At 63.2% G+C, this 13,851-nt stretch carries 8 protein-coding genes; 3 read left to right on the plus strand and 5 right to left on the minus strand.

What is annotated here, in order from left to right:
* The first annotated feature begins 251 nt into the window (after window positions 1–251).
* Window positions 252–2,048: an extracellular solute-binding protein gene (locus HYPGJ_RS06290; protein WP_046846356.1), complete on the plus strand. Its 1,797-nt coding sequence runs from the start codon at window positions 252–254 to the stop codon at window positions 2,046–2,048.
* Complete coding sequence (locus HYPGJ_RS06295) at window positions 2,048–3,586, plus strand: class I adenylate-forming enzyme family protein (protein ID WP_046846357.1); 1,539 nt, start codon at window positions 2,048–2,050, stop codon at window positions 3,584–3,586. The genes HYPGJ_RS06290 and HYPGJ_RS06295 overlap by 1 nt, the downstream gene beginning before the upstream one ends.
* Here the strand turns inward: HYPGJ_RS06295 and mfd are convergent.
* The gene (mfd, locus tag HYPGJ_RS06300) at window positions 3,583–7,068 is read right to left on the minus strand and encodes a transcription-repair coupling factor (protein ID WP_046846358.1); all 3,486 of its coding nucleotides are present in this window, start codon (window positions 7,066–7,068) and stop codon (window positions 3,583–3,585) included. The genes HYPGJ_RS06295 and mfd overlap by 4 nt on opposite strands.
* Window positions 7,069–7,077: 9 nt before the next feature.
* Window positions 7,078–7,350: a succinate dehydrogenase assembly factor 2 gene (locus HYPGJ_RS06305; protein ID WP_083984071.1), complete on the minus strand. Its 273-nt coding sequence runs from the start codon at window positions 7,348–7,350 to the stop codon at window positions 7,078–7,080.
* Window positions 7,351–7,582: 232 nt separating this feature from the next.
* Here HYPGJ_RS06305 and recG point away from each other — a divergent pair, with 232 nt between their 5' ends.
* Window positions 7,583–9,694, plus strand: coding sequence for an ATP-dependent DNA helicase RecG (gene recG / locus HYPGJ_RS06310; RefSeq protein ID WP_046846360.1), 2,112 nt, complete (start codon window positions 7,583–7,585; stop codon window positions 9,692–9,694).
* Here recG and HYPGJ_RS06315 read toward each other — a convergent pair.
* From HYPGJ_RS06315 to glmS, 3 genes are all read right to left on the minus strand, one after another.
* On the minus strand, window positions 9,691–10,512 hold the full coding sequence (locus HYPGJ_RS06315; protein ID WP_046846361.1) for a DUF502 domain-containing protein: 822 nt from the start codon (window positions 10,510–10,512) through the stop codon (window positions 9,691–9,693). The genes recG and HYPGJ_RS06315 overlap by 4 nt on opposite strands.
* 44 nt (window positions 10,513–10,556) lie before the next feature.
* On the minus strand, window positions 10,557–11,852 hold the full coding sequence (locus HYPGJ_RS06320) for an SPOR domain-containing protein (RefSeq protein ID WP_244466027.1): 1,296 nt from the start codon (window positions 11,850–11,852) through the stop codon (window positions 10,557–10,559).
* Between the two features lie 111 nt (window positions 11,853–11,963).
* Window positions 11,964–13,784 (minus strand): glutamine--fructose-6-phosphate transaminase (isomerizing), encoded by a 1,821-nt coding sequence (gene glmS / locus HYPGJ_RS06325; protein ID WP_046846363.1) that lies wholly within the window; start codon window positions 13,782–13,784, stop codon window positions 11,964–11,966.
* Window positions 13,785–13,851: the final 67 nt, after the last annotated feature.

Below are 13,851 nucleotides of genomic sequence, written 5' to 3' on the forward strand. Positions count from 1 at the left end.
TCTGCGTTAGACCCGGCACCCCGCCGTTCGGAGCCCGAGTAAGGCTCGGATTGCGGCAATCCCGTGGCCGGATGGCTCAACAACTGGTGGATGCATCTCGCAATATGTGGTCGTTGCGCCCATGCCACTGCGACAAGCTAGACAAGCCCTGTCATGCCCCGATAGAAAACTTCCGCGTCGCGAAAAAACATCTCGCCGCCAGGACTTGCTCGCATGGGTTTCGGCCGGTCGATCGATTTTTAGGTGCCGGTATGCCATTCGGGAAATTTTCGCTTTTCGCGGCACTGATCTTCGGGACCTTGGCCTATCACCCGGCCGTGGCGGCGCCCCAGCCATCCATCGCGCTTCACGGCACGGCGCGGTACGGCGATGGCTTTGCGGCATTCTCTTATGTCAATCCGCAGGCGCCGAAGGGTGGCAAACTCACCCTTGGCGTTCTCGGCTCTTTCGAGAACCTCAATCCGCTGATCGTCAGGGGCGTCCCTGCGTCCGGCGTTCGCGAATTCGCGGTCGAGAGCCTGATGGCGCGCAGCCTCGACGAGCCGTTCACGCTCTATGGACTGCTCGCGGAAACGATCGACGTTGCCGAGGATCGCAAGTCGGTCACGTTCACGCTCAACCCTGCCGCGAAATTTTCCGATCGCCAGCCGGTGACACAAGACGATGTCATCGCATCGTTCGAGCTTCTGAAGACGAAGGGCCGCCCCAATCACCGCACCTATTTCGCCAAGGTTCCGAAAGTCGAGAAAGTCGGCGACCGCGGCATCCGGTTCACGTTCGAGGATGCGGACGATCGCGAGCTGCCGCTCATCCTCGGCGTGATGCCCGTCTTCAAAGCCCGTGCGATGACGCCGGAGCAGTTCGATTCCTCCACGATGACGCCGCTCATCGGCTCCGGCCCGTACACGGTCTCGCGCGTCGATGCCGGACGCTCGCTGACATACGCGCGCGACGCTGACTATTGGGGCAAGGACCTTCCCGTCAATCGCGGCCGCTTCAACTTCGACGAAATCCGCTTCGACTATTTCCGCGACGCGTCCGTCATGCTCGAAGCATTTCGCTCGGGCACCCTCGATCTGAGACTCGAAGAAGACCCCGGGCGCTGGGCCGACGCTTATAACATTCCGGCCGTCCGCGATGGCCGCATCATCAAGGCCGAATTTCCGATTGGCCTTCCTGCTGGCATGACGGCACTGGTTTTCAACACGCGCCGCGCCGTGTTCGCCGATCCGCGCGTGCGCCGCGCCCTGATGACGCTGTTCGATTTCGAATGGACGAACCGCACGCTGTACAACGGCCTGTTCAAGCGCACGACGAGCTACTTCGAGCGATCCTACCTCGCTTCGACGGGCCACCCAGCGGACGCTTACGAACGGCAATTGCTGACGCCCTACCCTGATGCCGTTCGCCCCGAATTCCTCGCCGGAACCTATAAATTTCCGGAAAGCGACGGCGGCGGCGGAAATCGCGAAAATCAGAAAGCTGCATTCAAGCTACTGACCGAAGCCGGGATGGTCCTGAAGGGCGACCGGTTGGTCGACGGCAAAACCGGACAGCCGCTGACATTCGAAATTCTGGCCAACAGCAACGCTCAAGAGGCGCTGCTTCTGAGCTATACGCGAAGCCTGGCGCCGCTCGGCATCGCCGCGCGCGTCCGCGTCGTCGATAGCGCGCAGTATCAGGAACGCCTGTCGAGCTACGACTACGACATGATCCAGAACACATGGCCGTCGTCGCTGTCGCCAGGCAACGAGCAACTGTTCCGTTGGTCGGCGAAAACCGCCGACGCGCAGGGCTCATTCAATTTCGCGGGCGTGAAAAACCCCGCCGCCGACGCGATGATCAACGCCATGCTCGCAGCCGAGACGGAAGAGAATTTCATCTCATCCGTGCGCGCACTCGACCGCGTGCTGCTGTCGGGTGATTACGTCGTTCCCCTCTTCTACACGCCTCGCCAGTGGGTCGCGTATTGGGCGAAGCTCAAACATCCTGAAAAGACGCCGCTCTTCGGCTATGCCGTCGATACGTGGTGGGTCGAAAGCAAGTGATGCCGACAGTCTCCGAAGCCTTCAACATGGCCGACTATGCGATCGGCCGCCACGCGCGCGCGATGCCTGATAAGACGGCGCTGCTCGTTTGCGACGTCGAAAATCCGCGCGAGCCATTGGAAACCTGGACATTCGGCGAACTCGACCGCGCGGTCCGGAACTTGGCTGCAGGGGTTGCGGCGAAAGGCTTGCGGCGCGGCGATCGCATGGGAATCCGGCTCGGCAATTCCTCGCAATCCGCCCTGATGTTTTTCGCCGCGATGGCGGGCGGCTTCATCGCTCTGCCGCTGTCCGATCAATTGGCCGCCTCCGAGCTTGCGGCACTTCTCGATGACAGTGGCGCGGCCGCTCTTGCAACCGCCGACTCTCTGCACGGCGTCGCAAGAGACGGCATCGTCATCCTGTCGCGTGATGACGTTGCAGCCATGATCGCGCGCGACACGGATGACGGTTATGCGCCGACCCAGCGCGACGATCCGGCATTCCTGATCTACACCTCCGGCACGACCGCGCGGCCGAAAGGCGTCCTGCACGCGCATCGCTCGGCGCTGGGCCGCCGGCCGATGTATCAAGGCTGGTACGGCATCCGCTCCGACGACCGCATGCTGCACGCGGGCGCATTCAACTGGACGTTCACGCTCGGCGTCGGCCTGACCGATCCCTGGGCCAACGGCGCGACGGCGATCGTCTGCATAGGGAACAAAGCGCCGGAGCTTTGGCCGAACGTGATCGCCGAAACCGGCGCGACGCTGTTCGCGGCGGTGCCCGGCATCTATCGTCAGATCCTGAAATACGCGAGCCCGAAGCCCGGTGCGTTCGGCCAATTGCGTCACGGCCTGATGGCCGGAGAGACGCCGCCGCCCGGATTGATCGAGGAATGGACATCCGTCACCGGCCTGCCGCTCTATGAAGCCCTCGGCATGAGCGAAATCTCGACCTACATTTCGACAGGCCCGTCGGTGCCGCACAAAACGGGCACGGTCGGCAAGGCGCAAGCCGGACGCCGGGTCGCCATCCTTGCCGTCGAAGGCGACGATGTGCCGTTGCCGCCGAACCGCGAAGGCCTCATCGCCGTCCACCGCTCCGATCCGGGTCTCATGCTCGGATACTGGAAGCGCCCGGAGGAAGAAGCCGAAGTCTTTCGCGGCGATTGGTTCACCGGCGGCGATCTCGGTTCGATCGATGACGACGGCTACATCTCGCACCTCGGCCGCGCCAACGAGCTGATGAACGCGGGCGGCTATCGCGTGTCCCCACTCGAAGTCGAAGCGGCGCTCGCACGCTGCCCGGGCGTCGCCGAAGTCGCCTGCACGGAAATTCACGTGCGCAGCGACGTCTCCATCATCGCAGCGTTCGTCGTGGCAGCCGACGGCGCGCCGCGCGATGCTTCAGCGATCAAGGATTTCGCGAACAGGAATCTCGCAGCCTACAAAATTCCGCGCGAGATCGTTTTCGTCGAACGTCTGCCGCGCACGCCCAACGGCAAGATTCAACGCAAGGCACTCGCGTTGCCGTCACTCGTCGATGGTAAGTCTTAAGCCGCCTGCTTGGTCTTGCTCGCAAGCTCGGCGAATTTCTGGATAAGCGCGCGAACGCCTTTGAGACGCGACTCCGGCAGATCCCAATCGGCGCGATAGACGAGCCGCTGGTCGGGCTGCACTTTGAGCGCGCCACGCGAATTCTGCACGAACGCGATCAGGCCTTCCGGATTTGCGAAGCGTCCCTTGTGCAGCGTGATCACGCCGCCCTTCGGACCCGCGTCGACTTTCGCGATGCCGGCCGCGCGGCAAAGGCCCTTGATCTCCATGACGTCGAGCAGATGCGTGACCTCGTCCGGCAGCGAGCCGAAGCGATCGACAAGCTCGGCGGCGAACGCATCGATGTCGGAGCGCTTTTCGAGACTCGACAAGCGCCGGTAGAGACCAAGGCGAAGTTGTAGATCGGTGACGTAAGCCTCCGGGATCATGATCGACGTGCCGAGCTGGATCTCCGGGCTCCACTTGTCGTCGGCCTCGATCTCGCCGCCCTTCATCGCGGCGACCGCTTCTTCCAGCATCGACTGATAAAGCTCGAAGCCGACTTCGCGGATGTGACCCGACTGCTCTTCGCCGAGCAGGTTGCCCGCGCCGCGAATGTCGAGATCGTGGGACGCGAGCGAGAAGCCTGCGCCGAGCGTATCGAGCGACTGCAGAACCTTGAGCCGCTTCTCCGCGCCTTCGGTCAGTTTTTTGTCCGGCGGCGTCGTGATGTAGGCATAGGCGCGCGTCTTCGATCGCCCGACGCGGCCGCGCAATTGATAAAGCTGCGCGAGGCCGAACATATCGGCGCGATGCAGGATGAGCGTGTTGGCGTTCGGAACGTCGAGGCCAGACTCGACGATCGCCGTCGACAGCAGAATATCGTATTTGCCTTCGTAGAACGCCGTCATTACGTCTTCGAGTTCGGTCGGCGACATTTGCCCCGTCGCACGCGCGAACACGAGATCGGGCACCGCTTCGCGCAGAAATTCCGAAATGTCGTCGAGATCGGAAATGCGCGGCGCGACGTAATAAGTCTGTCCGCCGCGGAAGCGTTCGCGCCTAAGCGCTTCTTTCAAAATAACGGGATCGAACGGCGAAATGAACGTGCGCACCGCCATGCGGTCGACGGGTGGCGTCGTGATCAGCGAAAGCTCGCGCACGCCCGTCAGCGCCAATTGCAGCGTGCGCGGGATTGGCGTTGCCGACAGCGTCAGCACGTGCACGTCCTCGCGCATCTTCTTGAGGCGCTCTTTGTGATTGACGCCGAAGTGCTGCTCTTCGTCGATGATGAGCAGGCCGAGCCGCTGGAACTCGATTGTTTTTCCGAGCAGCGCATGCGTGCCGACGACGATGTCGATGTCGCCGGACTTGAGCCCGGCTTTCACGTCCGCCAGCCCTTTTGCGCCGACCATGCGCGACGCCTGCGCGATCTTGACTGGCAATCCCTGGAAGCGTTGCGTGAACGTCCTGAAATGCTGACGCGCCAGAAGCGTCGTCGGCACCACGACGGCAACCTGCAAGCCGTTCATTGCGCCGACGAACGCGGCGCGCAGCGCAACTTCCGTTTTGCCGAAGCCGACGTCGCCGCAGACGAGCCGGTCCATCGGTTTGCCGGATGCGAGATCGGCAAGGACGGACTCGATGCTCGTCGCCTGATCTTCCGTTTCCTCATAAGGGAAACGCGCAACGAATTCGTCGTAAGCGCCGGTCGGCGGCACGAGCGCGGGAGCTTCGCGCAAGGCTCTGAGCGCCGCGATCTTGATAAGTTCGTTCGCGATCTCGCGCAGCCGCTTCTTGAGTTTGGCTTTGCGCGATTGCCAGCCGACGCCGCCCAGGCGATCGAGCTGCGCATCGCCCTCGTCCGCGCCGTAGCGCGACAGAAGCTCGATGTTCTCGACGGGCAGAAACAGCTTGTCGCCGCCTGCGTAGTGAAGCTCGAGACAATCATGCGGTGCGCCGAGCGCGGTGATCGTCTGTAGACCTGCGAAACGGCCGATACCATGATCGCTGTGCACGACGAGGTCGCCGACCGAAAGCGCCGTCGCCTCCGTCAGAACATCGGCCGCCTTGCGCGCGCGCCGCCTCTGACGCACGAGGCGATCGCCCAGCACATCCTGTTCAGCGATGACGGCGAAGTCCGGCGTCTCGAAGCCTTCCTCGATGCCGAACACCGCGAACGCCGTCGCGTTGGGCTTCAGCGCCTGAACCTCGGTGAAGCTTTCGACCTTTTCCGCGTCTTTCAGGCCGTGATCGGCGAGCAGCGTGATCAACCGCTCGCGTGCACCCGTCGTCCAAGCCGCGAGAATGACGCGCCGCGAGTCCGCGTGAATGCGCCGGATGTGCCCGACGACGGCGTCGAACACGTTATTGTCGGGATCGGCGCGCTCGGCCGCGAACGTCCGGCCGCGACGGCCTTTCATCTGGTAGACGTTCGACGTGCCGGGATCGTCGAACGGCGTCAGCCGCGAAACCGTGCGCGCATCGAGCGCCGACGCCCAGTCCTTGCCGTCGAGGAACATCTGATCCGGCGGCACAGGCTTATACGGCGGTGCGCCGAAGCGTTGCCCTTCAAGTGAATCCACGCGCGCTTCGTAATGCTCGCGCACCTGCTCGAAGCGACGTTTGACGGCTTCGTCCGCCATATGATCGAAACTGATGCCGACGCCGGGCAGATAGTCGAACAGCGTTTCGAGCGCCGGATGGAAAAACGGCAGCCAGTGTTCCTGGCCCTGATAGCGTCGCCCGCTGCTGACGGCCTCATATAGCGGATCGTCGCCGGTGTTGCCGCCGAACAGCGCGACGTAACGCGTTCGGAACAGCGCCGTCGCCGCTTCCCCGAATGCGACTTCGCTGACCGGCATCAGCGAAAACTTCGGCACCGGCTTCATCGAGCGCTGTGTTTCGGCGTCGAATGCTTTGACGCTTTCGAGCGTGTCGCCGAAAAAGTCGAGGCGGATCGGATTGCTGCGCCCCGGCGGATAGAGATCGAGAATGCCGCCGCGCTGGGCGTATTCGCCCGGCTCCATCACCGTGCTCGAGCGATCGTAGCCATAGGATTCGAGACGGCGGATCAGCTCCGCCGGATCGATGCGCTGGCCGGGAGCGATGGTCTTGACCGCACCCCGGATGAAACTCCTCGGCGGCACGCGCTGCAGAATGGCGTTGACGGTCGTGAGCACGAGCGTTGGCTTCTTGCGTCCGCCAATCGCGAGACGTCCGAGCGTCGTGATGCGGCGCGCCACGATCTCGGCATTGGGGCTCGTGCGGTCGTAGGGCACCGTGTCCCACGCCGGAAACGGCACGACGGCGATGTCCGGCGCGAAGAACGCGACGGCCGCCTGCAATTCTTCGAGCCGCCTGTCGTCGCGCACGACGTGCAGGTGCAGACCCGGCTGATCGCCACCACGAGCGGCACGTGTGATGTCCGCAAGGACGCGGCCGTCGAACCCTTCCGGGACGCCGGAAAAAATCACCCGCGAGCTCTGCACTTGATCGGTCATTGCAAAGTATCAGTCTGTACCAGCGGCGAGCCGGTGAAAAACGCGAATATCGTTCAGCAGATCCTGAAACTCGCCGCTTTCAGGCTCGCCGGAAAAAATCCACGCCTGCAACAGCGGATCGGGAAGGTTCAGGAACCTCTCGAAGTGCTGCACGGCTTCCTCGGGCCACGCGGGAATGCGGGCATCGGCATAGCGCCCGACCAGCAGGTCCATCTCTTTGGTGCCGCGGTGATGCGCGCGGTAGGAGGCTCGCCGCCGCCGCACATCGAGATCGTCCGCCATCGTCAATCCGGGTTGCATGGCAAATGGGTGTGCGGCCCCTCGCGGCTTGACTGGAAAGCGATCAGCCGCCACGGTGTGCCGTCCGTGCGAAGGGTTCCTATAGCGCCCGCCGCCCTTGACGCCTAGCGCGAAGGCCGGTGCGTATTGCCGCGACCCTTCGTTCCGATCGCCGTGCTCTCCACAAAACCGGCGGCGGGGCGCGAAATTCCTCAATGGCAAGCCGAAGTCGACGATGCGTCCCTCGTTTCTCAACCCGCTGTTCGCGTCGGCGCAGACGATCTCCGGGATCGGCCCGCGGTTCATCCTGCTTTTGAAGAAATGCCTGGCGCTGCCGGGCGTCACCGAACCGCGCGTCATCGACCTTCTCTGGCATATGCCGACCGGCGTCATTGACCGGCGCGCCGAGCCTCAGCTTGCCTCCGCAGTTCCGGGCAGCATCGTCACGCTGCAGCTGCGCGTGCTGAAGCACAAGCCCGCGCCGCGCGGCAACCGGAAGGCGCCGCACAAAGTCACCTGCGAGGACGACACCGGGCGCATCGATCTCGTCTTCTTCCACGCCGAACGAAAGTTCATCGAAAAGCAGCTTCCCGAGGGTGAGATACGGTTCGTCTCCGGACGGATCGAGCGCTACGGCGAAGCCCTGCAGATGGCGCACCCCGACTATATCGTTGCACCGGAAGCGCGCGATGATCTGCCGATGCTCGAGCCGGTCTATCCGCTGACCGCCGGACTGTCGGGCAAGATCATGGTCAAGGCCGCGCGTCAGGCCGTCGATCGCGTTCCCGATGTTCCCGAATGGCAGGACAGCCGCTGGCTGGAAGCGCGCGGTTGGCCCGCCTTCAAAACCGCGATCAATCGCATTCATCGGCCGCTCGATGCGCCGGATGTTTCGAACGGCGCAGGCCCGTGGCAGCGCCTCGCCTATGACGAGCTTCTCGCCGGGCAACTCGCGTTTGCGCTCGTACGTCAGAATATGAAAGCCGAGCGCGGACGGCGTCTCACCGGCAAAGGCGACATCCGGCAGAAAATTGCAGACGCGCTTCCGTTCAAGTTGACCGGATCGCAACAGACGGCCCTCGCTGAAATCTCGGACGATCTCGCGGCGTCGCATCGCATGCTGCGCCTGCTGCAAGGCGACGTCGGCTCCGGCAAGACTGTGGTCGCGCTGATGACGATGGCGGTCGCGATCGAAGCGGGTGCGCAGGCCGCCTTGATGGCGCCGACGGAAGTCCTCGCGCGCCAGCATCAGGAAACCATCGCGCCGCTCGCCGAAGCCGCGGGACTGCGGATCGCGCTGCTGACGGGCCGCGAGAAAGGCAAGGTGCGCGATGCGATCCTTGAGCGTCTCGCATCCGGCGAAACCGACATCCTGATCGGCACGCACGCGCTGTTTCAATCCGACGTCGTGTTCAAAGACCTCGCCCTTGCCGTCATCGACGAGCAGCATCGCTTCGGCGTGCATCAGCGTCTCGCGCTACAGGCAAAAGGCGCGAATAACGATACGAACGTCCTCGTTATGACGGCGACTCCGATCCCGCGCACGCTGCTGATGACCCATTACGGCGATCTCGACGTTTCGAAGCTCACGGAAAAACCCGCGGGACGAAAGCCGATCACGACGAAGGCGCTGCCGCTGGAATCGCTCGAACGCCTCGTCGAACGCATTCGCGCACAACTCGCCGAGGGGGCGCAGGTCTATTGGGTCTGCCCGCTGATCGAAAGTTCCGAGCTGACCGACCTTGCCGCGGCGGAAGAACGCTTCGCGCATCTCCGGCAGATTTTCGGCGAGGGCGTCGGCCTTCTGCACGGCGCGCTTTCGGCCAAGGAAAAAGACGAGACGATGGCTGCCTTCGCGGAAGGCGCGATCAAGATCCTCGTCGCGACGACGGTCATTGAGGTTGGCGTCAACGTGCCGAACGCCAACATCATGGTGATCGAGCACGCCGAGCGCTTCGGCCTCGCGCAATTGCATCAGCTGCGCGGCCGCGTCGGGCGCGGGTCGCGCGAGTCGTTCTGCATGCTCGTTTACAAAGCGCCACTTGGAGAGACGGCCGGGCAACGTCTCAAAATGATGGAAGAGACCGAAGACGGCTTCAAGATCGCCGAAAAGGATCTGGAATTGCGCGGCGGCGGCGAAATTCTCGGCGCTCGACAGAGCGGCGCACCGGGCTTTCGCGTCGCCGAGGTGCCGGGCTACGACACGCTGCTCGCCGCTGCGAGCGATGATGCGGCGCTGATCCTTGGCAGCGATCCCAATCTCACCTCGCCGCGCGGACAAGCGCTGCGCACGCTGCTGTATGTTTTCGAATGCGATGAGGCCGTGCGCCTGTTTCGCGCGGCTTAAGCTTTCTTTCCGCGCCCGAACGGAAACCGCGAGTCCGGCATCGAACCCGCCCCGATGCGCCGCATTTTATCATCCACGTTCGGCATCACGATACCGCCCGACAGGATGATCTTGGCCGCTTCTTCGACGGTCATCGAGAGAAACACGACGTTCTCGCGCGGAACGAAGCAGATGAACCCCGTCGGCGGCACGATGCCTGTGGGCATGAAGACGGTGAGCAGATCGCTCGTCCCGCCCGGCGCCACATCCTTGATCTCGCCCGACGTCTCGCCGGTGACGAAGACGAGGCTCCAGATTTCCTTCGACGGGAATTCGATCATCCCGACTTTCTGGAAGCTCTGGTTCGGGCCTGTCGTCGAGATCACGCTTTCGAAAATCTGCTTCAGCGCGCCGTAGACATTCCGCACGATCGGCGTGCGCGACAGCATCAGCTCGCCCGACGAGACGAGCGTTCGCCCGAGCAGGTTGGCCGCGAGCGCTCCGATAACCGTCAAACCTATGATCGCGACGACAAGCCCAAGTCCCGGCAACGGAAACGGCAGATAGGTGTCGGGATTGAACGTCGTCGGAAGAAGCGGCTTGATCCACGCATCGACCCAGTGGATCACGCCCCACATGATCCACAGCGTGATCGTCACCGGACCGACGATGACGAGACCGGTCAGGAACGCATTTCGGAACCGCGAACCGAGCCGCCAGCCGGTCTTGCCCTCGCTGCTTGCGAGCCGCTTCAGGCCTTCGGTGAGTTGCGCTGCCTCCGCATCCCTTTGACGGCTGGAGCGGCGTTCCGGGTTTGGATCGGACGGGGGTGCGCTCATAGTCTCCTACTCGGGCCAGCCTCCCGACGGAGATCGGGCTTCCCTCAGTTTGTCACGACCAGGCAGTCTAGGCCACTACTCCGAAGCTTGTCGCAAAGGCCACGCGGCTCTTCCTGCGAAGCATAGCCGTTGATGCGCACCCGATAAAAGGTGCCCATGCTTCCGATAACCGCCTCATCGACGGTCGGGACATGGTTGGCGAGGTCAGCGCCGTGCTGCGCCACGAGTTGCTGAGCCAGCGCATCTGCCTCGGCGCGCGACCGGACAGCCGCAATGTGGATCTTGTATTTGCCCTTTGTGGCGACGCCCTGTTTCGGCGAGACGGCGGCGACTTTTTGAGATTTGCCCCCGGACTTCGCGGCGCTGCCTTCGTTGACGACCGTCGCATTGGTCCAGCTCGACGTTTCCGCGACCGCGCCGGTCGAAGCCGTCGTCACGCCGGATGGCGCCTGAGCCTCAGCCGGTGCCGCAGACGAACCGCCGAACATGTTCGAGAAAAATCCCGTCACGCCCGAGCCGAACGACCCCGATTGTGCTGGCGCAGACGCAGTCGTTTGAGACGCGGGCGCTGGGCTTGACGTCACCGAGGACGACGCGAGCGAATTGACCGGCGCGTAGGCTGCGCGAGCCCGAGCCGCATCCTGCGCTGCGCTGCTCGATGGGTCTTGCCGCGAGACCGGGCCACCGCTGGCGTCGCCTGAGCCGTTGTTTGCAGCCGCCTGTGCGATCGCCGCCGCCGACAATCCTGCCGAACCCGCGTTGGGCCCGGATGCCGGCGTTGCCGCCGGCGCCGCAGATGGTGCAGCCGGTGTTGTCGATGCTGCGATTGGCGTGCCGACGACCCGCTCGGGGCCTTTGCCCGTGTCCTGGATGCCGGCCATCTTGTAAGCCTCGGCCCGTTCGGCCGTCGCTGTGTTGCGATCGGCGGTGCTGAGACCGTTCTTCAGCCAGAGCGCGCTCGTCAGGTCCGAAATCGCCTGCCCGGGCTGCTTTTGCTTTCTGTAGGCGACGCCGCGCGTATAAAGCGCCTTCGCCATTTCCGGCGATGAAAGCCCGCCCGTGGTCAGCGCATTCGACAGCTGCTCGATCGCGGGCTGATAGCGGCCGTTCGCGAAATCCTTGAGTCCGGCATCATAGGCCTGTCGGGACGCCTTCTTTTTCTGCTCTTCGGGCGAGAGCTTCGAATCTTCGCCACCTTGCGATCCGCTTTGCGAGGCGGCGGTCTTGGCCTTCTTCGCCGACGCGATCGACGGGCTTCCGATGGCGGCGAAAGCAAACGCGCACAGGCCCGCAACGGCAGCGAACCCCGTGCCACGCACGAGCTTCCGGACTTGCGTCATGTGCGTTTCTTTCCCCATTCCGACGACTTTAGGCGCAATACCCCCTTCCCCTTATTGCAACCAGCCGAACTGGGCAATTTCAGGGCCCGGTTCTCGTGACGTTTTCCCCCGTCATTCCACTGTGACCGATTTCGCAAGGTTTCGCGGTTGATCGACGTCGGTGCCGATCTGCACTGCGGTATGATATGCAATCAGCTGAATCGGCACGGCATAAAGCAGCGGCGCGATGAACGAATCGATCTTCGGCATCTGAATGTGCGCTGCGGGCGTGCAGCCGGCCTTCTCGGGCGCGGCATCCGAAATCAGAATGATCTGTCCACCGCGTGCTGCAACCTCCTGGAGATTCGACACGGTCTTTTCGAAGAGATCGTCTTCCGGCGCGACGACGATGACCGGCACGTTTTCATCGATGAGCGCGATCGGTCCGTGCTTCAGCTCGCCCGCCGCATAGCCCTCGGCGTGGATGTAGGAAATCTCTTTGAGCTTGAGCGCGCCTTCGAGGGCGATGGGGAAGCTCGAACCGCGACCGAGATAGAGAACGTCGCGCGCCTTCGCCAACTCCTGAGCCACCGACAGATAGATTTCGTCCTGGCGCAGGATCGCCGCGATGTGCCGGGGAACCTCCGTCAACGCCGTAACCAGCGCGATCTCCTGCTCCTTGGTTATTGCACCGCGCGCCTTCGCGATCGCGATTGCGAGACAGGCCAAAACCGACAGCTGACAGGTGAAGGCCTTCGTCGATGCGACGCCGATCTCGGGTCCGGCGAGCGTTGGCAACGCCGCATCGGACTCGCGAGCGATGGTCGACGTCCGGACGTTTACGATCGATGCGATCCGCTGCTTGTTGGCTTTGCAGTAGCGAAGCGTCGCCAGCGTATCCGCCGTCTCGCCCGATTGTGAAACGAAGACGGCGAGACCGTTCTCCTGAAGCGGTGCCTCGCGGTAACGCATCTCGGATGCGACATCGATATCGACAGGCACGCGCGCATAGCGCTCGATCCAGTATTTCGCGACGAGACCGGCGTAATAGGCCGTTCCGCACGCCGAAATCGTCACGCGGCTGATCTGCGCGAGATCGAGACCGAGATCGGGGAAACGAACCTGCGCCGTCGCCATATCGAGATAATTGGCGAGCGTGTGCGAAACGACTTCCGGCTGCTCGTTGATCTCCTTCGCCATGAAGTGGCGGTAGTTGCCCTTGTCGACGAGCAGCGAGCTTGCGACCGCCTTGATGACCGGACGTTCTGTGCGGGTGCCTTGCCGGTCATAGATTTCCGCGCCCGAGCGGCGCAGCACAGCCCAGTCGCCTTCTTCGAGGTACGTGATCGCGTCGGTGAACGGTGCGAGAGCAATCGCGTCCGAGCCGAGATACATTTCGCCCGTGCCGTGCCCGATCGCGAGCGGCGAGCCTTTGCGCGCCGCGATCATCAGGTCGTCTTCACCGGCGAAAATGATGCCGAGCGCGAACGCGCCCTGCAAATGATCGAGCGCCCTGCCGACCGCCGCGACAGGATCGTTGCCCTTGTTGAGCTCGTCGGTGATCAGGTGCACGACCGCTTCCGTATCGGTGTCGGTGTCGAAGCGGTGTCCCTTGGCTTCCAGCTTGCTGCGAAGCTCGCGGAAGTTTTCGATGATGCCGTTGTGAACGACCGACACCCTGTCGGTCATGTGCGGATGTGCGTTGCGCTCCGTCGGACGGCCATGCGTCGCCCAGCGTGTGTGGCCAATGCCCGTACGCCCGGCGAGAGGCTCCTCGAGAAGCCGCTTCTCGAGATTTCTGAGCTTGCCCTCGGCGCGCCGCCGCTCGAGCCTTCCGCCTTCGACAGTCGCGATGCCTGCGGAATCATAGCCGCGATATTCGAGGCGGCGCAACGCGTCGACCAGATCACTGGCGACGGCAGACTTTCCAAGAATCCCGACGATTCCGCACATACGTTTTCCCCAAATGACTCACCCTCAGGTTGCACGATGAGAGTGTTTCAAATTATTTTCAAATCAC

This window comes from Hyphomicrobium sp. GJ21 (genome assembly GCF_001006785.1).
In the GTDB taxonomy this organism is placed as follows: Bacteria; Pseudomonadota; Alphaproteobacteria; order Rhizobiales; family Hyphomicrobiaceae; genus Hyphomicrobium_B.